At 64.0% G+C, this 19747-nt stretch carries 22 protein-coding genes; 3 read left to right on the forward strand and 19 right to left on the reverse strand.

Annotated features, from left to right (window positions below):
• Positions 1 to 46: 46 nt before the first annotated feature.
• The 5 genes from plsX to C7438_RS08265 form a co-directional block, all read right to left on the reverse strand.
• A complete protein-coding gene (plsX, locus tag C7438_RS08245; protein WP_211322157.1) occupies positions 47 to 1108 on the reverse strand; it encodes a phosphate acyltransferase PlsX in 1062 nt (353 codons plus the stop codon).
• Positions 1105 to 1803 (reverse strand): transcription factor FapR, encoded by a 699-nt coding sequence (gene fapR / locus C7438_RS08250; RefSeq protein WP_121444889.1) that lies wholly within the window; start codon positions 1801 to 1803, stop codon positions 1105 to 1107. The genes plsX and fapR overlap by 4 nt, the downstream gene beginning before the upstream one ends.
• A complete protein-coding gene (locus tag C7438_RS08255; RefSeq protein WP_170143660.1) occupies positions 1800 to 2510 on the reverse strand; it encodes an SGNH/GDSL hydrolase family protein in 711 nt (236 codons plus the stop codon). Before C7438_RS08255 ends, fapR begins: the two co-directional genes overlap by 4 nt.
• 285 nt (positions 2511 to 2795) lie before the next feature.
• Positions 2796 to 2981, reverse strand: a complete 186-nt coding sequence (gene rpmF / locus C7438_RS08260) for a 50S ribosomal protein L32 (protein ID WP_121444891.1) — start codon at positions 2979 to 2981, stop codon at positions 2796 to 2798.
• 55 nt (positions 2982 to 3036) lie between these two features.
• Positions 3037 to 3588, reverse strand: coding sequence for a YceD family protein (locus C7438_RS08265; protein WP_170143661.1), 552 nt, complete (start codon positions 3586 to 3588; stop codon positions 3037 to 3039).
• A gap of 283 nt (positions 3589 to 3871) precedes the next feature.
• Here C7438_RS08265 and C7438_RS08270 point away from each other — a divergent pair, with 283 nt between their 5' ends.
• Together C7438_RS08270 and C7438_RS08275 are read left to right on the forward strand one after the other, a co-directional pair.
• Positions 3872 to 4525 carry a rhodanese-like domain-containing protein gene (locus tag C7438_RS08270; protein ID WP_121444893.1) on the forward strand — a complete coding sequence of 218 codons (654 nt, stop codon included), beginning with the start codon at positions 3872 to 3874 and terminating at the stop codon, positions 4523 to 4525.
• Between the two features lie 296 nt (positions 4526 to 4821).
• Positions 4822 to 5442 carry a rhodanese-like domain-containing protein gene (locus C7438_RS08275; protein WP_170143662.1) on the forward strand — a complete coding sequence of 207 codons (621 nt, stop codon included), beginning with the start codon at positions 4822 to 4824 and terminating at the stop codon, positions 5440 to 5442.
• 59 nt (positions 5443 to 5501) lie between these two features.
• Here the strand turns inward: C7438_RS08275 and C7438_RS08280 are convergent, their stop codons facing one another.
• The 9 genes from C7438_RS08280 to C7438_RS08320 all read right to left on the reverse strand — a co-directional run bounded on the left by C7438_RS08280 (position 5502) and on the right by C7438_RS08320 (position 14950).
• On the reverse strand, positions 5502 to 6125 hold the full coding sequence (locus C7438_RS08280) for a TorD/DmsD family molecular chaperone (protein ID WP_170143663.1): 624 nt from the start codon (positions 6123 to 6125) through the stop codon (positions 5502 to 5504).
• A 135-nt stretch (positions 6126 to 6260) separates the two neighbouring features.
• Positions 6261 to 7625 (reverse strand): 4Fe-4S dicluster domain-containing protein, encoded by a 1365-nt coding sequence (locus C7438_RS08285; RefSeq protein ID WP_245956602.1) that lies wholly within the window; start codon positions 7623 to 7625, stop codon positions 6261 to 6263.
• Positions 7626 to 7766: 141 nt separating this feature from the next.
• Positions 7767 to 8822, reverse strand: coding sequence for an NrfD/PsrC family molybdoenzyme membrane anchor subunit (gene nrfD, locus C7438_RS08290; RefSeq protein WP_170143664.1), 1056 nt, complete (start codon positions 8820 to 8822; stop codon positions 7767 to 7769).
• A gap of 27 nt (positions 8823 to 8849) precedes the next feature.
• Positions 8850 to 9389: a 4Fe-4S dicluster domain-containing protein gene (locus C7438_RS08295; RefSeq protein WP_121444898.1), complete on the reverse strand. Its 540-nt coding sequence runs from the start codon at positions 9387 to 9389 to the stop codon at positions 8850 to 8852.
• A 13-nt stretch (positions 9390 to 9402) separates the two neighbouring features.
• Positions 9403 to 11583, reverse strand: coding sequence for a molybdopterin-dependent oxidoreductase (locus C7438_RS08300; protein WP_121444899.1), 2181 nt, complete (start codon positions 11581 to 11583; stop codon positions 9403 to 9405).
• 434 nt (positions 11584 to 12017) lie between these two features.
• A complete protein-coding gene (locus C7438_RS08305) occupies positions 12018 to 12437 on the reverse strand; it encodes a DUF134 domain-containing protein (RefSeq protein WP_121444900.1) in 420 nt (139 codons plus the stop codon).
• A 123-nt stretch (positions 12438 to 12560) separates the two neighbouring features.
• Positions 12561 to 12830, reverse strand: coding sequence for a hypothetical protein (locus tag C7438_RS08310; protein ID WP_121444901.1), 270 nt, complete (start codon positions 12828 to 12830; stop codon positions 12561 to 12563).
• A 166-nt stretch (positions 12831 to 12996) separates the two neighbouring features.
• Positions 12997 to 13848, reverse strand: coding sequence for a metal ABC transporter substrate-binding protein (locus C7438_RS08315; RefSeq protein WP_170143665.1), 852 nt, complete (start codon positions 13846 to 13848; stop codon positions 12997 to 12999).
• A 304-nt stretch (positions 13849 to 14152) separates the two neighbouring features.
• Positions 14153 to 14950 (reverse strand): patatin-like phospholipase family protein, encoded by a 798-nt coding sequence (locus C7438_RS08320; protein ID WP_121444903.1) that lies wholly within the window; start codon positions 14948 to 14950, stop codon positions 14153 to 14155.
• A gap of 256 nt (positions 14951 to 15206) precedes the next feature.
• On the opposite strand from C7438_RS08320, the gene C7438_RS08325 reads away from it, so the two are divergent.
• Positions 15207 to 16388, forward strand: a complete 1182-nt coding sequence (locus C7438_RS08325) for a hypothetical protein (RefSeq protein WP_121444904.1) — start codon at positions 15207 to 15209, stop codon at positions 16386 to 16388.
• Here C7438_RS08325 and C7438_RS08330 read toward each other — a convergent pair.
• The 5 genes from C7438_RS08330 to C7438_RS09050 form a co-directional block, all read right to left on the reverse strand.
• Positions 16374 to 16883: a 2-thiouracil desulfurase family protein gene (locus C7438_RS08330; RefSeq protein ID WP_245956597.1), complete on the reverse strand. Its 510-nt coding sequence runs from the start codon at positions 16881 to 16883 to the stop codon at positions 16374 to 16376. The two genes, C7438_RS08325 and C7438_RS08330, sit on opposite strands and share 15 nt — an antisense overlap.
• A 67-nt stretch (positions 16884 to 16950) precedes the next feature.
• Positions 16951 to 17214, reverse strand: a complete 264-nt coding sequence (locus C7438_RS08335; protein WP_121444906.1) for an HPr family phosphocarrier protein — start codon at positions 17212 to 17214, stop codon at positions 16951 to 16953.
• Positions 17215 to 17430: 216 nt separating this feature from the next.
• Positions 17431 to 18774: an MFS transporter gene (locus C7438_RS08340; protein ID WP_121444907.1), complete on the reverse strand. Its 1344-nt coding sequence runs from the start codon at positions 18772 to 18774 to the stop codon at positions 17431 to 17433.
• A 116-nt stretch (positions 18775 to 18890) separates the two neighbouring features.
• Positions 18891 to 19211, reverse strand: a complete 321-nt coding sequence (locus C7438_RS08345; protein WP_121444908.1) for a hypothetical protein — start codon at positions 19209 to 19211, stop codon at positions 18891 to 18893.
• Between the two features lie 64 nt (positions 19212 to 19275).
• Entirely contained in the window at positions 19276 to 19713 is a 438-nt protein-coding gene (locus C7438_RS09050; RefSeq protein WP_147402030.1) for a phage tail protein, read from the reverse strand.
• Positions 19714 to 19747: the final 34 nt, after the last annotated feature.

Genomic DNA, 19747 nt, shown 5'->3' on the forward strand with positions numbered 1-19747 from the left:
CGCATGCCACCTAAAAACCCCGGAGGGGGCCACGACCAAGATCCCCTCAGACCTCTCCGCCCGTCCCGTCCTCCTCCGTTTCTCCCTTCCCCGCCGCCAGACTTTCGACGAGCCTTTCTTGGAGGTCTGCGGCGAGAAAGCGGCGAATCGTGCGGAGGGCGGCCACGAAGGCCCGCGCGTCGCTCGACCCGTGTGCCTTAAACACAGGACGCCTGAGGCCGAGAAGGGGGGAGGCGCCGTACTCCTTGTAGTCGAAGCGGCGCAAGACCTGCTTCACCGCCGGGAGGGCGAGAAGCGCCCCGAGCTTCGCCCGAAACGTGGACGTAAAGGCCTCCTTGAGGGCGTCGAGGGCGAACTGCGCCGTGCCCTCCACGGCCTTGAGAAAGACGTTCCCGCTGAAGCCGTCCGTGACGACGACGTCGGCTACGCCGAAGAGGACGTCCCGCGCCTCCACGTTGCCCACGAAGTGCACCGCGGGCGTAGCACGAAGGAGGCGGTAGGCTTCCTTGGCCAGGGCGTTCCCCTTCCCCTCTTCCACGCCCACATTGAGAAGCCCGACGCGTGGACGATCGACGTCAAGGATGAAGCGGACGTACGTCTGCCCGAGGAGGGCGTAGTCGAGCAGGTGGTGGGGCTTCGCGTCCACGTTGGCGCCGATGTCCAAGACGAGGACGCCCCGGCCGTCGGCCGTAGGAAACACGGGGGCGAGCCCCGGACGCTCCACGCCCCGGATGCGCCCCACCTTGAGAAGCCCTCCCGCCATGACCGCCCCCGTGCTCCCGGCGCTCAGGAAGGCGTCCGCCTCTCCCGCAGCGAGGAGCTCCAGCCCGCGGACGATGCTCGCGTCGGGCTTGCGCCGGAGGGCGCGCACGGGCTCCTCATCGTTGGCAATCACCTCCGGGGCGTGCACGATCCTACAGCGCTCCGCCTTCGAAGCGAGCCCCTGGCGGGCTAGCGCGTCGCGCAAAAACGCCTCGTCCCCCAAGAGGAAAAACTCCAACTCGGCGAAGTCTTCGCTCCCGCACACCTGCTTCAGCGCTTCCAGAGGGGCCTCCGGCGCGTAGTCTCCACCCGTCATGTCCCACGCGATCCGCCAACGCCCGCTCACGACCGGTCCCCCCGCGCATGGGCAATCTCCTGAACGACGAACTCTCCGGAAAACACGACTTCCCGCACGCCTCCCGGCCGTAGGGCTTCTGTGACGACGCGCACCCGTCTACGCGGCCCTTCCCGAAGGACCACCTCCGCCTGAGCTACGAGGCGATCCCCCACACGGGCGGGGCGGAGGAAGCGGACGCTCGCGGAAACGGTGACGGCGAGAGGGGCATCGACGAGCGCCACGGCGAGAGAATTCGCTTGCGCGAAGAGGATGTGCCCGCGGGCGATGTCCGCGTGGCGAAAGGTGTGGACGCGTTCCACCGCGAGGTGCGAACGCCCCCGCTCCTCGAGCCGAAGCTCCTCCAAGAAGCCGAAGAGGTCTTCTTCCACGAGGGAGCGAAGGGAGTCGACTTCCCCCTGGGCTACCCGGCGCACGCGGGCCCGCATCTCGGGGATCCCGAGGGCGTGCCGATCGAGGCGGATCGTCTGCACGCTCACCCCGAGACGCCGGGCGAGTTCCTCGTCCGTAAGGAAGGGATCTTCCTCGAGAAGGCGCACGAGCTGCGCCCGTCGCTCCTCACGCCGAGACCGCCTCCGGCGCGCCTGCGCCCGAACGGAAGGAGCGGGCTCAGGGCTTTCCCTCGGCCCTTCCTCCCCGCTCGGGCCTACAGAATTAGCACCAGGTGATAAAAGCTCCTCCTTCACTTTACACCACCCCGCACTTCCGCACAAGAGGCCAATACGGTTTCCGAGAACAAGCGGTACCCGGATTCCGTGAGGTGGATCCCGTCGGCACCTACGTACGTGCGAAAGTCCTCCCGTCCCAAAAGGAAGGCGCCGCGCAAAAGAACGCGCGGAATTTCCAGACGCTCCGCGACCCAGGCCACGGCAGCCGCGTAGCGTTCCTGCCACCAGTGGATACGCGTCACGGTGCCGAGCCACCTCAAGATCGCGTCGGCACGCTCCGGAGAACCCCGCGAAATCCAGGCAAAATACCTCTCCGCCACGAGAGGCGGGGGGACGAGAAAGATCGGTTCCGCGCGATAGGCCCGGGCCAATCCCGCAATCTCTCCGAGGTCGCCCGTAAACGCGTCGAGGCGGCGACGCGGGAGGTGCTCAGAGTCGGGAGAGGCGGCGACGGCATCCCAATCGAAATCGCAGTCGTTCCCGCCGAAGTGGACGAGCACCCAGCTGCCCCGAAGCCGCTCGGGACTGCGGAGGGCGAACTCTCGCAAACGTTCCAAACCATCGCGCGCCGTAGCCCCCATGAACGCGAGGTCTGCGACGACTTCGTGCCCCTTACGGGCGAGGGCGTTGGCCACCCGTGTCCGCGCGAGGGCGTACCGACGCCGCACGTCGTCCCATACGATCCCACGAAGGAGGGAGTCCCCTATGAGAACAAACCGTCCCACCCCGTACGCCTCCTCGACGTGAACTCCCAAGCCATACCTTCGTCCGAAGCTTACCCCCGCCCTCTCCTCCCGAGACAACTTCGCATTCGGCTCATCCGAGCGCGACTCCAGCATACCACAAGACCCAATCTCCCCTCTCCCGCGGACGCGCTTGCATCGGAGACGGCGCCAATCCTCGCTCCCGTGACCCAGACGCGCCGACGCGCAAACGAAAAAGCCGCAAGGGGGCAATCCCCTTGCGGCCAACCGGACCGGGCGGCACACGCGACGGGAAGGAGTATTCCTCTATTCCTCGTCCTCGACGTCCAGAACGCGTACCCCCTTGTAGTAGCCGCAGTGGGGGCAGACGCGGTGGGGAAGCTTGTACTCGCCGCAGTGTTCGCAGCGCACGAGCCCGGGAAGTTCCAGCTTGTAGTGCGTCCGACGAAGGCGCTTCTTCGTCTTCGAAGTCCTATGAAACGGTACGGCCACGAAAGCTCACCTCGCCTCGATTTCCTTTCCCGCGTTTCGCCAACCGCTTCGCCTACTAGGAAGGATGTCCGTCCGGTTCCTCGGGAACCAAGAGCGCGCGCAACGCCTCCAGGCGCGGATCGACCGCCTCGACCTTACAACCACATGGCCCTTCGTTGAGGTTTTTCCCACATACCGGGCACAACCCTTTGCAATCTTCACGGCAGAGCGGCCGGTCGGGGAGAGAAAGGATGAGCCAGTCTTCCAAGTGCGGGAGAAGGTCGAAGGCGTCTTCCTCTACCCACTCGACGAGTTCGCGCACGGGAAGATCCTCCGCAGAAGCGGGAGGTGCCCCGCGGCGGAAGGTCTCGTCTACGGAGACGCGAAACGACCGTTCGAACTCGCTTAGACAGCGAACGCATACGAGCCGTGCGGCAAAGCTCAACGTACCCGCCAGGTAGATGGCACCGTCTTCCCACCATGCGGATCCGTCGAAACGAGCCGGAGTGACATTTCGTACCTCCGGCCGCGCGTACACGCGCTCCGAAGGGGAAAAGGTGACGTGGAGCTCAAGCGGCGGGCGCCCCTCGAGGGCGCGCTCGCGGAGCTCGGAAAACGAAAGGCGCAACGTCCTTCCCCCCGCATCCAGACACGCCGGTCATTATATCCCATCCGGTACGCCGTGTCAACGTACACCACGGACGTCGGTCCTTCCTGCGACACGCGGGCGGATCTCCGCCCTTTTGAAACCTGTTAGTACGGTATTTAACTTGATATCATGAAAAATCGAGCGTTGTTAACAATTCGTTCAAGAACTCTTCGCCTTTTCCCCTTTTCCTCGGGGTACCCCCGGACGTACAATCGGACCGGAGAGAAAGAATGTGAAACTTTTATCAAAGGAGGCGCAGTTCATGCAAGTGCGTCCGTGGACCCGCCGCGTGGCCTTCTTGGCCGCAACCTTTGTGCTCCTCCTCCTCCCGTTGGCCGCATGTTCGGGAAAGGCGAGCGAAACCCCCCAAACGCAGGCGCCGTCGGGATCGTCCGCCGTATGTCCCCCGTGCACGTGTGACAAGGACGCCTACCTCAAGGACAAGGTAAAGGAACTCTTTACCTTCATTCGGTCGAACGCAGGAAGCGTAGGCCTGAACGCGCAGGCGGTGAACGAGCACCTCAACGACTACATGATCGTCGACCTGCGCAAGCCCGCCGACTACGAGAAGGAACACATCCCGGGAGCGGTGAACATCCCCTTCCCGACCAACGGGACGCCGGACAACGACATCGTGGCGAAAATGGACACCCTCCCCAAGGATAAGCCGATCGTCGTCTACTGCTACTCGGGGCAAATGGGATCTTTTACCACCGCACTCCTCCGCCTCGAAGGCTACGACGTGCGGAACTTGATGGGCGGCTTCCCCTCCTGGCTCAAAGCCGGCCTGAAGACGGAAGGGACGGAGGCGGGTAAGTCCGCTCCCCAGAGCCAGACTCCCGCTTCGGGAGGAGCGCAGACGCCCGCGCCTTCCGGCGGCGGCTCGAGCGGCGGAGGCGGCGGCTGCGGAGGTTGATCGGCCGAACGGAAAGCCCCGCGTTCCGAACATCCGTCTCCGAGCTTACCTGCACGGACTCCCTAAGAGGAAGCGAAATCCCGAGATTTCTCCCGCCGTACGGGTCTCCCTGTACGGCTTTTTATTTTTACTATGCAAATATTGTAAATACGACAGAGGGGCGCTTCATAGTTCTGTCACAAAAAACGCTTTGTGAACGCTAACACAAAGAGAGGCGAAAGGTATAATAGAGGCGAATGCGGCCCGAGATCTCCTACGAGAATCCGGACGGAATTCGCCACCAAGGAGGGGTCACGATGCAGCGGAGACGCACCCGTTGGGCCCTTGCGACCTTCGTCGCGGTCCTCGCCTTTGCCCTCGTCCTCGCCGGTTGCGGGAAAACCCAAAGCGAAATTGTAAAGCCGCCCGAGGACGTCGCCAAGGCGAACCAGCCGCAGCCCGTACAGACGTGCAACGAGCAGGACATCCTCCTCCAAAAGGTGAAGGGTGACTGGAACGCCATGCGTTCCTCCTTCGGCGCCGTTTACCTCTCTCCGGACAAGGTGAAGGACAAACTCGGCGACTTCTTCATCGTCGACCTTCGGAAGCCCGCGGACTACGCCACCAGCCACATCCCGGGCGCCCACAACATTCCCTTCATGCCCTTCGGCACGCCGGACACGGACATTCTCGCCAAACTCGACACGTTGCCCAAGGACAAGCCGATTCTCGTCTACTGCTATAAAGGGCAAACGGGGGCTTACGTCACCGCCGGACTTCGCCTCCTCGGCTACGACGCCCACAACCTCTCCGGGGGCTTCGGGGCGTGGGTAGACGCCAAGTTGACCACGGAAGGTGCGCCGCAGGGTGAGGCTCCCGCTCCGGCGCAGACGGCTCCCGCACCTTCGGGCGGTGGCGGCGGCGGTTGCGGCGGTTGATCCGAAAGGTGTCCGTTGGCGCACGGCAAAACGGCCGGGAGATTCCCGGCCGTTTTGCTTTATCCGTCTTTCCGTTCGGGTTCCGGCTCCTGGCGCAGGATTTCCTCGAGCCAGGCGACGAGCTTTGCGTAGCGTTCCCCTCGCGGGGTCGCCTCGAGTTCCGCGCGAAAGTCGCCGAGCCAGTCGAGGTGTTCGCGGATGAACAACCGGGCGGCCTCCGGTTCGCCGGCTTCGAAGAGGAAGGCCAGAAATTCGAGCTCGAGCGTGAGGTGATCGGGCATGCTCGCGTATTCAGAAGGCAAGGTGATCCCCAATTCGTCGTACAGGTGGCGCATGTGCACCGCGGGATCCCCGTAGAAGTACCCTTTTTGCCCCGCCATAGGCACCTCCGCGTCGGGATCCTCCGTCCACGGCTTGTAGATAGACTCCACCGGCGGGGCATACGGGTGGACCGTACCGGAAACGGCGCGGCGGTAATCCTCCGCAAACTCTTCGAAGGAAGGCCAGAGCTCCCGCAAATTGGGAACCGTTGTGACATACCCCGCCTCGTGCAGCAAGCGGGAGAGGTCTTCGGGAAAGCGGGAAGAGGTGAACTCCCGGTAAAAGCCTTCCTCAGGGGGTTTGAAAAACTCGGCAAAGAAGCGGTAGAGTTCCGCCTTGGCGGAACGGGTACGCTCGTCCATTCGTTTTCCGACCCGACGGCGTGAGGTAGGGCGCACGTCGAACCGGACGCCACCTCCTCCCATGGAGTTTGCCTGCCCGTGCAAAAGCCCGAACGGGCAGACGGATGCCGACGCGACCGCGGGAGTCCTGCCCCGTCACCGGCTCGGGCGCGGGGCGAATTGGGCGGCAAAAAAGTCCGGTGGAAGGCGCCGCGCACGGCACACGGGACAGAGAGTTTCCGGATCGCTGGGGCGCGCGCGGAAGGGGCTGCCGCAGCGGGAACACGTCCGTTCTTCGAAGGCGACGAGCTCGCGCTCGGAAACGGGGGGAGAAGCTTCCCAGCGGACGTCGATCGCCTTGCGCGGACAGAGAACGGCGCACTTCTCGCACCCCAGGCAGCGTCCCTCATCGAGGACGAGCACCGCTTCGCCCCCACGGGAGCGCCAAGAGAGGGCTTCCACAGGACAGACGCGCACGCACACGTCGCATCCGTCGCACGTCTCTCCTACGGCGAGGGTGGCCGTGAGCGCGAACTTCTCTCCGTATCGGAACGTGCGGAGGGCAGGAACCGAGGAAAGCCGCCCCCGGTACAGGCGCTTTTTTGCCAGCGCCCGTCCTGCCCCGAAGTCGTTCGCTTGCCCTTCACCGGCGGAGGAAGGGCCTGAAGGCACAGGGGCCTTCTCTACCTCGCCTTCCCCGCCTTGCGAAGGAGAAGCCGCCTCCCGAGGTCCCGCCAAAAGCTCGCGAATCCTCGGCGGAAGGAGGTGGTGAAACACCTCCCGGCGCCCGATCGCCTCTTGCGGGACGGTTTCGCGCCCCGGGAGTTCGCCGCCGGCGGCCTCCTCGCCTTCTAAGGTATCCTCCGCCAGCGGGACGAACGTAACGGGCCGGCCGTAGCGGCGAAGGGCTTCCTCGAGGGCGCGGAGGTGGCCTTCCACCTCCTCGTACCGCACGCCCCGCGGGCAGCGGCGGCATGGGGAGAGATCGACGGCCACGCGGACCGGCGAGTCGTGGCGCGTCGAGAAAGGCGAATCGGCACCTTCCACGGTTGCCTCCCCCTGCGGGGAAGGTGGAGCCGACGAGGCGGCGCTTCCGGCGGCGAAAAAGTGCGCCGGTTCAAGTTCGAGGATGCAGGCGAGAGGCCACGACGAACGCTTCCCGTGGGGAGAGACCGTGCAGGCGAGAAAGGGGGAGACCCCTTCCCGGGAAACGGCGCCGGAAGCGTTCTCCGCATCTTTCGCGGCCCCGGCGAGCACCTCCCACCAGCGACGCGCGGAGGTCAGAGAATCGGGGGCTCCCTTTTTCGCAAGGGCTCCGGTCGGGCAAGCCCCGACGCAAGCCGCGCACCCCGTGCACGCCTCGGGATCGACGGCGACGACCGCCGACGACCGCACGTCGATGCGGATCGCAGCAAAGGGACAGGCCTGCACGCACTCGTCGCATACCGCTTCCCGGCTTTTGGCGTTCAGGCAGACATCGGGGCGGACGTCGATCTTTTCCCCCGGAAAGAGGAGGTCCATCCACACGGCCGCATCCCTTCTTCCGTGGACCCGATTTTTCCACCACGGCGTCCCGGTGTGCAGGAAAAAGAGGGCGGAAGGACTCGCCTTCCGCCGCCCGAGCGCCCAATTCTATTGTGCACGATCGAACCGCCACGCGCCTCAGTAAAACCGCCAGGTGGGAAGGAAGTAGACGAAGTGCCCGGCGAGGAGGATGAGGTAGCGGAGCACAAATCCACCGGCGATCGCAAAGAGGTGCATGAGTTGCGACGTAGAGAAGAGGCGCGCGCTCAGGTTTCCTGCGTCGACGGGCCCGTGGCTCGAAGATCCAGCCGCAGCGAGCGCCGGACCGTGGCCGGCAAGGAGGTGCTTGCGCTCCCGAAGTTCGTACCAGAGGGGCAGCGCGAGCCCCAGAAACACGAGGAGAACCCAGAACGGAAAGGCGAGCCTGCCCCACAGGAGGTCGGCGGCGGACGCCTTGGCAGCCTGGTCGCCGTACCACGAGAAGTAGAGGAGGGCGAAGAGGAGGAAGAGCTCGAAGCCCTTGAGCGACGTGGAGAGGGTGAGGTACGGCGCGTAGTGCTCTTGTACCTTGGGGTCCCAGGCAGTGGCCGTAAAGAGCGTAATGGCGATCCCCGTGGAAAAGGCCGACACGACAAAGAGCACGGGGAGCACGGAGTTGTTCCAGAAGGGCACGCCGTGGATGTCCCCGATGAGGAGCGCCGTGTACGTCGCCGTGGCGGCGGCCATCACGAGACCGAAGAAGTCGATCCAGTCACGCCCCTCCACGAGCCAGCGAAGCTTCTCCGGGGGCCGTGCGAAGAAACGATCGAGGTCGAGCGGCCACTTTTTCTCTCCGCCCTCTCGCCAAATCTCCGCCAGGGAAACCACGGTGCGGTAGAGGGCGAGCGGGGTGAAGAGGGTGAGGATGTACACGCCGATGGCCATGATCGACGTGGGACGGCCGATGTAAAGGAAGAAGAACCTCCAGGGGTGGAAGAACCCTGCCTCCGCGTCGATCATGAGGGCGGCGAGCCCGATGATCACGAGCGGAGGGGCGACGATGTAGCCGGCCCAGCGGACGACCTTAAGGTGCGGGTAGAGGCGCTGGGAAAGGTACGCCGTCGTGTACGCGCCGGCGCTCATCCCCGCAAGGAAGAGGTAGAGGGCGATGATCCAACCCCAGATCTGTCCCGGCATGATTTGCCCAGGATACATGCCAAACGCTCCGCTCGGCATCCCGCATCACCACACGTAGAAGATTTTCGGCTTCGTCCCGAGGTCCGGACGGAGGGGACGGGCCTTCTTCTCGTTGATTTGCTTGTTGAGCTCGCTCTCCGGATCGTCGAGGTCGCCGAAGACGCGCGCCCCACCGAGACACGTCTGAACGCACATCGGCTGCTCGCCTTCTTGGATGTGGTCGAAGCAGAAGATGCACTTCATCGGCGTGTGCGTTTCCTCGTTGAGCACGCGGGCGTTGTACGGGCAGGAGGTCATGCAGTACTTACAGCCGATGCACTTGGACTCGTCGATGAGGACCACACCGCCTTCGGCGATGTAGCTCGCCCCCGTGGGACAGTTGTACACGCACGGCGGGTTTTCGCAGTGTTGGCACTGCACAGGGATGTTCACGAGGGAGACGTCGGGAAACGTCCCGTACTCCTGCTGGTAGAATTTGATGAAGTGCACCTCGGGCGGAAGCTCGTTTTGGAACTGGCAGGATACTGTGCACGCCATACACCCTGCGCACTTCGTGAGGTCGATGAGCATTCCGTAGCGGGCCATTGGGTTTCACCCCCTAGATCTTCCGCAGGGTGACGATGACTTCCTGCGTCAGAGCGATTCCGGCGGCGGGGTCGAGCTTGTGGTAGGGAAGGAGCGTCATGAAGGAGAAGGCGAAGTTCCGCCCGGGGTTGTTCTTCGCGAGGCTGCCGTACGGCGCGTAGATGAACACCGCCTCGGGGTGGATCGCCTCCGTCAGGTGGACCTGGACGCGCCCCGTGGCGACTTCCGAACGCACCTCCACCCAGTCCCCCTCTTTTAGGCCCATGCGCTCTGCGACCCGCCGGTTGATCCACAGACGATCCCCGTGGTAGTCCTCCGTAAGCACGAGGAGGTAGGGGTTGCGCGTCGTGTTCGTGTGCGAGTGGTACGCCTGGCGTCCGTTGATCAGGCGGAATTCGCCCTTTGAGACGTCCGGCATGACGAGAGGCGGCTTCCAGTTGGGGATTGGATCGAGCCCCGCGGCCTTGAATTCCGTGCTGTAGAACTCCACCTTGCCCGTGGGGGTGTTGAACTTCGGCGTGCCGAGGACGATGGGCGAGTTGAGGACGATCGTCCCCTTGGCCTTGAGCTCGTTCAGGGAGAGTCCCGTCGGGGCGAGCATCGCCTGATTAACCTCGTCGAGCGTGAAGTTGAAGTACTTCCCGACCCCCGCGGCCTCGGCGATGCCCGTGTAGATCTCCCACGAAGCCTTGGTTTCGGGGTGGATCTTGCCAATCGCCTGCTGGCGCATGGCGACGATGGGCTTCTTCCCGCCCACGCCTTCGACGAGGTCGTCGCGTTCGAGATAACTTACCTCGGGAAGTACGTAGTGGGCGAGCTCCGCCGTCTCGCTCATGAAGATGTCCACGACCACCAAGAGTTCCAAAAGCTTGTAAGCCTCGCGGGCGTAGAGCGGGTTGTTGTAGTGCATGACGGGGTTCGAACGGTTCACGATGATCGCCTTGAGCGCCCCGTCGCGGATCTTGTCGGGAACGGCGGTAACCACATCGTGGGCGAGGGGCCACTCGCTGTCCACGCGCGGAATCGCCGGCTTTTCCGGTGCGGGGTACTTTGCCGGATTGAGGTTGCCCAGAGGAGGCGTCTTGCCGAAAATGAGCCCGCCTTCCTTTTGGTAGTTTCCGAGGAGGGCGTTCACGAGAGCGATGGCGCGCGCCGCGTCGACGCTGTTCGCGTATTGCGTTCCCGTGGCGCCGTGCCACCCCGGGTGGATGAAGGCGCGCGGCTTGTTCTTCCCGAGCCCCCGCGCAACCTCTTGGATCGTCGCCGCCGGCACGCCGGTGATCTCCTCCGCCCATTGGGGCGTATACTTCTCCACGGCCTGGGCGAACTGCTCGAACCCGTAGCCGTATTCCTGGACGAAGGCGGCGTCATAGAGCCCTTCCTTGATGAGCACGTGCGCCAAAGCGAGCACGAAGGCGAGGTCCGTCCCCGGTCGAATGGGCACCCACTTCGTGGCCATCTGGTACATGTTGTTCACCCGCGGGTCGACGAGGACGATCTGGGCGCCCTTTTCCCGCGCCTTGGCGAGTTCGAGTACGTCACCCGGGGTGATCCCCTCGGCGAGGTTTCTGCCGATGTAGACCATGTAGCGGGCGTTTGCGATGTCCGTACCCGGGGTTCCGCCTACGGTGTGCTCGAAGCCCACACCGCGTCCGGCGTAACAGGAGGCGGCGTGCGTAAAGGTGTTCGGCGAACCGAGCGCCCACAGGAGGCGTTGTCCGTACCATACGGCCGTCTTTTGCCCCGCGTAGCTGATGTGGGCGATGACCCCCGGACCGTACTTCTTGCGGATTTCCTGGAGCTTCTCCCCAATCTCGCGGAAGGCCTGCTCCCAGGAAATCGGTTGGAAGTTCCCGTCTTCCGTGCGCTTGAGAGGTTGGGTGAGTCGCTGCCGCAAGTACGGTGTGGCGAGAAGGCCGTGCCCGCGGGCGCAGATCTTCCCCTTGCTCTTGGGATGCTGCGGAAGGCCAACGGCACGCCACACGCGGCCGTTCTTCACGTAGACGTTGAGGCCGCAGAAGTTTCCGCACCCCGTACATAGGGTCGGGATTACGCGGATGTCGTCCTTCTTTTCGGCCTCGGCCTTCTTCCACGTCTCAAAGGAAAACGTCCCTACCGCCCCTACGGAGAGGGCACCTGCGGCGAGGGCCGTCGCCTTGAGAAACGTGCGGCGGGAGATCTTCTCCTGAAGCATGTACTTTCACCCCTTTGCCTACCTCGCGTATGCCTTTCCGGATCCTCCGTTCTCGACCGCTTCGGATGGTGTGCGGACCGGCGCACGAAGAAAGCGCTTGCGCCTTCGTCCAACCCCGCCGTTCGGCCCGAAGCGCGAAAATCCATACCCCTGCGGGCTTGTGAATACCTCCACTACTACTCTACGCCCGGGAAAAAACGTTGTCTATAGAAGGAAGTACGTCGTCATAAAGGTTTTAAAAAGATTTGTCCGTTTTGTGACCTTATCTGTTTTTCACTATGACAAACGTGGTAACCTCGGGCGCCCCCTCGGCAAACGAAGGCAAAACAAGGACAAAAGAAAAGGCCCCCGAAGGGGCTCCCTGCGCACGGGCGGAGGCATTCGAATTCATAGAAGCTCACGCGGGTAAAATTCCGGGGACCCGCACGGACGGGTCATTCGTCTCCTTCCCAAGGTTCAACCCCGCGGCCCCGTCTGCGTCGTCCCCACCCGGGCGGCCACTCCGGAGGGCCAGAATCGGCACCTGCAAATTGATCGGGACACCTGGAATCTTCTTTCCCTTCGAACTCCGGGGCGTCGCCGTGAACAACCAACCGCTTTCCGAGGACGAGGGATTCCGCGATTTTGCGCCGCGCTTCCTGGTACATCCGCTGTACGGTCGAACGGGCGACGCCCATGCGGGCGGCGCATTCCTCTTGAGTAAGCCCCTCGAGGTCGATCAGGCGAATCGTCTCGAGCTCTTCGAGGGGCATGTGAATCGTGCGCTCCCGCGTCCACGGCCCCTGCCCAAGGGGACCGAATTCGCGGTATTCGGGCGAAAAGCACACGCGGCGGCGTTTGCGCGGTCTGGGCATTGCGCGACTGGCACTCCTTTGTGAGGTCTGTCGTCTCCTATGCTCTCACGAATCGCCGGTCGAGGCAAGTCGCCGTTCCCGTAAACCGCCGCCGCACCTTATGGCGTCGAACTCTCCGGTTTTCTACTTTGCCGTTTCGGATGTCCCATCGTGTTCGACGCGGAGGGCATCTTCGATCCAACGCAGCTCGGCAAGAAGTCGCTCCTTACGGAGCTCCAGCGCACGCCGCGTCCAAGAACGCGCGAGCTCCGGATTCACCGCTTCCGCCCAAGCCCAGCGGCCCAGCCCCTTCCACGGGGGCGGACCGTAGGGAGCGGCGTTCCAGCCCGCACCGAAGCGACCGCCGTACCACCCCCAACCGCGGCCGCCCCTGCCCCAAGACCATGGCCACATCGGAAACACCTCCCAAATGGTAGGCATGTTTTGGGCAAATGACCGTTTCAAATCCATTGTACATGCCCCGACGGAAGAACGCAAGGGAGATCGCGGACCGGCCCCGGACAAAACGAAACGCCCCGGGGTCGCCGTGCGACCCCGGAGCGCAAGAACCCGCCACATCTCACTTCGTCTTTGCGCCCAAGAGCTTGGCAAAGCCCTCCATGTTTTGGCGGAACAAGTCTTGGTACGTGACACCCTTGTCGAACTGCTCCTTGGTCACCGTTCCCAACGCGTACAGCGGGACGACCTCGACTCCGGCCTCGCGGGCGACGGTTTCCGCCACGTCGTCCTTGGTCCCGTAGATCGACCCGATGGCGGGGACACCGCTCGCCTTGATCTGTTCCACGACCTTTTGAATCTGTTGCGCTGTAGGCGCTCCCTCCGTACCCAAAAGCCCCGCGATGGAGATCTGCTTGAGCCCGTACTCCTTGGCCAGGTAGGAAAACGGAGGACGAGAGACGTAGAATTCCTTGTACTTCGCCTCGTTCACGAGGTTGCGAAAGTCCCGATCCAGCGCCTCGAGGGAGGCGATGTAGGCGTCGCGCCGTTTCTCGTACTCCGCCTTGTGCGCGGGGTCGATTGCCGCGAGCGCCTCCGTAAACCGCTTGGCAACTTCGATCATATTGCGGGGCGTCCAGAAGTGGGGGTCGGCCTGCCCCTGCGCCCCGGCTTGTCCGGACCCTTCTTCCTGCTTACCCGTGGCGCGCCGGATGAGCTCGATGCCCTGCGCCGCTTCTACCACCTTGGTCTTTTGGGGATCGACGTTGTCGAGCGCCCGCCGAATCCACGCCGCTTCCATGCCCGCCCCGTTGTAAACGAACAGGCGTGCGTCGGCGACCTTTTGGAGGTCCTTGGGTGTAGGTTCGAAACCGTGCGGTACCTGTCCAGGAGGTACGAGTTCGTACACCTCTACGTACTCGCCTCCGATCTGGCGGGCAAGGTCGTAGAGGGGATAGATTGTCGCTACGACCAAGGGCTTCTGCTCCGAAGCCGCCGTTCCTTGCGTCCCTTGGGTCGACGGCGTAGATGAAGACCCCTCTCTGCGCCCGCCGCACGCCGCAAGGGGTAACGCAAAGAGTGCGAGGAGCAAAATCCCCGCCAAAACCCGCTGCCATCGCCCAGCGAAGAGCGCGCGCATTGTTTGGCAACCCCCCTTTGCCGTGTCCCGGGCGTCCGACGCACCGGGACCTTCGGGCTTCTAATCGTAATCGTTACGATTCATATCATAGAAAGCCGGCCGAGCTCCGTCAAGGGCGGAAGGGCGGCCCGCCCCCTCGTCAGGCGCCGCCGAAAGAAGAGGTCTCCCGAAATCGGGCAAGAATGGCTTGGATTTCCGGGAGCTTACGCCGGGCGGCGCGGCGGCCTTCTTCGATGATATCCGCAACGTGTTCCAGGCGAAGGGCGGGAAAGTGCCCGACCTGGGGGGTGATGAGGACGTCTGCAAGGTGGGCCTTTGTGCGGAAGATGTGGTCTTCCATGATTTCAAGGCTTTGGTAGATCACGTCGTAAAGACCTGAGATCCGCGGTTTTCCGGGCTTCACGGCTACGTCCACGCCGATCACGACGTCCGCGCCCATCTCCCGCAAAACGGCGAGGGGGACACGTTCCACAACGCCGCCGTCCACGAGAATCCGCCCTTGGTAGAATACCGGCTCGAAGATCCCGGGGATCGCCGAGCTCGCCCGGACGGCGATGTCTGCGGGCCCCTCGCGGAAGACCACGGGTTCACCCCGCTCGAGGTCCGTAGCTACGACCGCCGTAGGGATCGCCAAAGCCTCGAGGGGCTTCCCGTGGGTGAGAAGGCGGACGAACTCGCCTACCCGTTCCCCTTTGAGGAACCCCCAACGGGGCGGGGTGAAGTCGAGGAAGAGACGACGTTCCACCGAAGTGGCAAGGCGCTCGAGGCGGTCGAGCGGGAGACGGTTCGCGTACGCCACGGCGATGACAGCACCCATGCTGCTCCCCGCAAGGAAATCCACGGGAATCCCCGCTTCCTCGAGCACCTGAAGCACACCCAAATGCGCGAGGCCGCGGGCACCTCCGGCCCCCAAGGCAAGACCGACGCGTAAACGCATGGTTTTCCCGGCCGCCGACGGGATTTCCGCCGCGTCCGGCGATCCCCCCTTCCTGGGTTGCCGTGCCACGGGTTTATTGTACCACGTTTTCCCGGACGACCATTCCCGGATAGGACTCGGAGGAGGATCGTCGGAAAAATCTCAGGCGAAAGCCCTACGGAACCCGGAGGGGGAAGTTCGGCGGAGAGTGCGCGGGACTGGAGGGACAGAAGCGGAGATATACATCATGTACAGACCCCGGAGGAGGTAGGCAAAGGTGACCAGATCGGCCCCCGCCCGCGAACTCACGATCGCCCTCCTCGTGGCCGTCGCCTTGGGAATGCTCGCCCAACCCGCCGAAGCGCTGCGCGCTGCCCGCCGGGGACTGGAGTTGTGGGCCAACGTGGTCCTCCCCGCCACCTTTCCCTTCCTCGTCCTCGCAGAACTTTCCATCGCCTGGGAAGTGCCCCAGGCCCTCGCCGCCGTCAGCGCTCCCGTCGTCCGTACGGTCTTCCGCCTGCCGGGAACGGCGGCCTTTCCCTTTCTCTTCGGGCTCTTTTCGGGTTACCCCACGACGGCAAAGGTCGCCTCTCGCCTCGTGCAAGAAGGGCTCCTCGACCGCGCGAGCGCCGCGCGCCTGACGGCCTTTCTCACGAGTGCCGACCCCCTGTTCCTCGGTGCCGCCGTGGCCGCCGGCCTCCTCGATCGGCCCGAACTCGCCCCCTACCTCTTCGCCCTTCACTACGGGACGGCCCTGGCCCTAGGCTTTCTCTCCCGCTTTTTCCCCTTCGAACGCAGCGGGCGCGCAGAAGGCGCCTCCCTCCGGCGTTCCCCGGGTGCCTCCGATGATCCCCTGCCTCGGAAGCGGCCCTACGAACCCCCGGGGAGAACCCTCGCCCGCGCCGTTCACGAAGCCGCCCACACCCTCATCGCCATCGGCGGGATTATGACCTTTTTCGCCGTAGCGCTTCGAGTCGCTGCACTCGAAATTTCTTGGTGTGCGGGGAGGGCTTCCGAGGCGTTCCTCCCGAACGCGGCAGGGGGGATCCTCATGGGGTTGTTCGAAGTCACGCTGGGGCTTGCGCAAATCGCGAGCTCTCCGCTTTCGGAAAACCTCCGAATTGCCTTCGTCCTCTTCCTCCTCGGATGGGGAGGTCTTTCCGTGCACGCCCAGGTCGCCGCCTTTCTCGCGGAAGCCGGAGTGAGCTTCCGCGCCTTTCCCCTCTATCGCCTGCTTCACGGGGCTCTTTCCGGAGCGCTCTCCCTCCTCGTGTGGCCGTACGTCGAACCGCACATGAACCCCGCAGGTGTGGCGGTGGGAAATCCCGGCGAAAGGTTCCCCGGGACCGATCTCGTCTTTTCGGGAAACCTGTGGCTCTTTTCCCTCGCCCTCGCCGCACTTCTCGCCCTGGGACTCGCGTTGGGAAGCCGCGGACGCAACCGCTCAAGCGCCTTCTGAAGATCCGTTTGCGAGAAACTCTTCGTCGGAGAGGACTTCGATCCCGTTTTGCGCGAGGAAGTAGGCGGCGATCCCCATCCCGGGAACGCGGCGACGTTGGAACGTACCGTCGTACACCTCGCGCACACCGCAGGAGGGGCTCCTTTCTTTGAGAATCGCCGCCTGCGCTCCGAACGCCCGGGCAAGGCGGAGCGTTTCCTCGGCGCCGCGGAGGAAGAAGGACGTGACGTCCTCCCCGGCCGCATTCCGCACGGAGGCACGGCCCTCCCATACCGCCCGCGCATCTCCCCCTTCGATTTCCGCGGGAACGCGCGGCGTGGGAAGTCCTCCGAGCTGCTCCGGACATACGGGAATCGCCTTCCCCTGCCGGACGAGCTCGAGCAAAGGCTCTCTGAGGTTCGTCCCGCCGTCGTAACGGCAGCGGACGCCTAAAAGGCACGCGCTCACGACGTAGCGCACAGACGCTACGTCCTTCTCCGACGACGAGTGGCCCAAGGAGAAACGCCCCCTCAAACGAGATTTCAGGACCTTCCAAGGGACGTACGAAACGGCGGCCTTCCCTTCACCCTTCCCTGCACGACGATCCCGATGCGGAAAAGAAGCGAACGAGCTTTCCCAACGCCTCCTCCTCGTCCGTTCCGTGGAGGACGAGGGTAAAGCGCTCCCCCCGGCGCAACGGAACGCAGGCGAGGCCGAGCAGGCTCTTCACGTTTACGTGCACGCCGCCCTTGTGAAGGTAGATCTCCGAGGAAAAGCTTTCCGCCAAATCCACCAGCGCGACGAGGTCTTCCAACCCCAAGCAGCGCTCCAGCGTAACCTCGGCCATGCGCACGGCGTTCCACTCCCCGGAGGTCTTCTTCGCCCTACCCCCTTCACCTAAAGCCCCGTTCCCCTCGGAAACGCTTTCACGTCTATCTGTCAAACACCCTCTTTTTGTCTCCGGCGCGGCGAAGCGCCGCAACCCCGTAGGTAAGGGATAATCCGGAAAACGTGGTCCTACTCCGTACTCTACCGGGGGCAACCCCCACAGTCAAGGTTACTTTTACGACGGAGGAGGATTTTCCCCGCCAGACCCATCTCCCCTTTGCGAAAGGCCCTTCCCCTGACCTTCCTCCAAACGGGGATAGAGCTTTTCCAGGACAAAGGCGTTCGCCAAAAGGAGCGCCGCGGAGAGCGGAAAGACCGTCCGAAGGGAACTCACGTCCGCCACCGCACCGCCGAAGAGGGGGCCGAGGAAATTCCCAAGATTGGCCGCGCTCGTGGCGTAGCCGAAGGTTCGGCTTTCGAACCCTTCGGGAGCCCGCAGGCGAAGGACGGCGTTTAACGAGGGGCTAATGCCTCCCAACGCCACCCCGAGAACGACGCGCAACGCGAGGAGGGAGGCGACGCCGCGGACGAATGCGTGGGGGAAAAGGGCCATCGCGGCAAGGACGAGGCTTCCCACGAGCACGCGCCGTGCGCCCAAGCGGTCCGTGGCCCGGCCTAAAACCGGCGCCGCAACCATGTTGGCGAGCGCCGTAAGCCCCATGACCACACCCGCCCAGAAAGAAGCCCCGAAATCCGATCCGACCAGTTCGGCGACGAAGAGCGAGAGGAGGGGGTAGATCGCGACGAAGGCAAACTGCACCAGGAAGTTCGTGAGAAAGAGCACGACGAGGTCCGGACGAAGGAGGATGGATCCCGCGCGACCGCCTTTTTCGCGGGCGGGTGGCGGGGGCGTGCGTACGTCGCTTACGCCGAAGAGGGCGAGGAGGGAGACGGCAAACAGAGAAGCTCCCGTGAGGAGGAAGAGCGTGCGGTAGCCGAAGTGTTCGGCGAGAAGCCCGCCAAGGGCGGGACCGACGATCGTCCCAGCAACGCTTCCGGACTGCAGCACGCCAAGGGCCCACCCTACGCGCTCTCTCGGAGCAGAAACGGCCATGAGCGATACCGAGGCGGGGACGATGCCGGATATAAACCCATTGAGGAAGCGAAGGACGAAGAGCTCGCCCGGCGTATGCACGAACGCCATGAGGGTATTCGTAACCGCCATGCCGAACCCGGAACGCAAGACCATGAGCTTTCGGCCCATGCGGTCGGCAAGGGCGCCCCAAACGGGTGCCATGAGGAAAGAGGAAAAAAAGCTCACGCTGTAGATCGCCCCGGACCAAAAGTGGAGGTGCGGGGAGTTGCGGAGGCCCAAATCGGAAGCGAGAAAGAGCGGCAAAAACGGGATCAGCTGGCTAAACCCCACCGCCACGAAGAAGAGCGAAATCGTAAGGACGACGAGGTTCTTTCGCCAGGGATGGGAATCGAACTGGGGCTCTTCCGAAGGACCCATCCGGGGAGAGGCGGAGGAGAAAGGCGGCGTCGGTACGCCGCGCGCGGCTTTATCGGAACCGTTCACGTCTGCGTTCTTCCCTTCCCGTGCTGCGAAACGTCGTCCGTCTGCCAAACGGCAGAGGGGGCACAGAGCTTTGAACCCTGTGCCCCCTTCCCGCCGATCGCGCGATCTCCGTAGACCTATTGTATATTTCGAGCTACGAAAAATTCAAGAGGCGAACCTCCCGCCCGGCTCTCGACGCGTGGTGCGGGACACGCGGTACACGCTTCTCCCCCTTCGGCACGTACCCGAAAGGGGTCGTCGGCAAAAACTTCGCGGAGTTCTTCCTCTACGGCACGGAGAAGGTCGTCCACGGGCCGCTGCAGGTGAAAGGGGGAGGAGGATGCGGAAACCCCTTTCCCTGCCCCTCGCACCGCGCGGGAGAACTCCCGCCACGCCCGGGTAGACAACACGGCGTCCACCAACGCGTCTACCGCCTGCCAAAATGCTTCCTCGTCCACGCCGTACCCGGCTCGGAATCCGCCTTCCGACGCCGGTCGTCACCTCCCCGCTTCCGAGGGCTCGTCACAGGGGAGCGCTGCGCGGAGCCCCGCCGTGCGGAACCGCAATTTCCGAGACGTGCTCGGAAAGAAGCTCCCCTAGGGAATTGTACATCCGTACCCGAACGGTGTGCTTCCCCGGAGAAAGACCGCGCACGACGTAAGCCCTGGCCGTCGTTCGCCCTACCTCCCGACCGTCGACAGAGACCGCAAACTCTAGAGCGAGACCTTCCCGCGGAACGGAAAACTCGAGGAAGAGGTCGTACCCGCGGACTGCGGCGCGAACGGAAAATCCCTGCGACTCCATCGGCGCGCCGGCGAATCGCCATGCGATTGCGCCTTCGTCCTTTGCGGGAGGGGGAGCCGAGTGAGCTGCCCCCGGCCACGCAGCAAGCCATCCGATACCCGCGAACAGCGCGACAACCCCCTTCCGACCTAGACCAAGCCGCAGCCATCGGTTCACGGAACCCTCGCCCCCTTTTGCCGCTTCCCAAGTG

The organism is Brockia lithotrophica, assembly GCF_003633725.1.
GTDB classification, from domain to species: Bacteria; Bacillota; Bacilli; order Thermicanales; family DSM-22653; genus Brockia; species Brockia lithotrophica.

Excerpts from the sequence above, each read along its gene's own strand:
- C7438_RS08270 (WP_121444893.1), top strand. The coding sequence starts at position 3,872 with ATGCAAGTGCGTCCGTGGACCCGCCGCGTGGCCTTCTTGGCCGCAACC.
- C7438_RS08275 (WP_170143662.1), top strand. The coding sequence starts at position 4,822 with ATGCAGCGGAGACGCACCCGTTGGGCCCTTGCGACCTTCGTCGCGGTC.
- C7438_RS08280 (WP_170143663.1), bottom strand. The coding sequence starts at position 6,125 with ATGGACGAGCGTACCCGTTCCGCCAAGGCGGAACTCTACCGCTTCTTT.
- C7438_RS08285 (WP_245956602.1), bottom strand. The coding sequence starts at position 7,625 with ATGGACCTCCTCTTTCCGGGGGAAAAGATCGACGTCCGCCCCGATGTC.
- nrfD (WP_170143664.1), bottom strand. The coding sequence starts at position 8,822 with ATGTATCCTGGGCAAATCATGCCGGGACAGATCTGGGGTTGGATCATC.
- C7438_RS08295 (WP_121444898.1), bottom strand. The coding sequence starts at position 9,389 with ATGGCCCGCTACGGAATGCTCATCGACCTCACGAAGTGCGCAGGGTGT.
- C7438_RS08300 (WP_121444899.1), bottom strand. The coding sequence starts at position 11,583 with ATGCTTCAGGAGAAGATCTCCCGCCGCACGTTTCTCAAGGCGACGGCC.
- C7438_RS08305 (WP_121444900.1), bottom strand. The coding sequence starts at position 12,437 with ATGCCCAGACCGCGCAAACGCCGCCGCGTGTGCTTTTCGCCCGAATAC.
- C7438_RS08310 (WP_121444901.1), bottom strand. The coding sequence starts at position 12,830 with ATGTGGCCATGGTCTTGGGGCAGGGGCGGCCGCGGTTGGGGGTGGTAC.
- C7438_RS08320 (WP_121444903.1), bottom strand. The coding sequence starts at position 14,950 with ATGCGTTTACGCGTCGGTCTTGCCTTGGGGGCCGGAGGTGCCCGCGGC.
- C7438_RS08335 (WP_121444906.1), bottom strand. The coding sequence starts at position 17,214 with ATGGCCGAGGTTACGCTGGAGCGCTGCTTGGGGTTGGAAGACCTCGTC.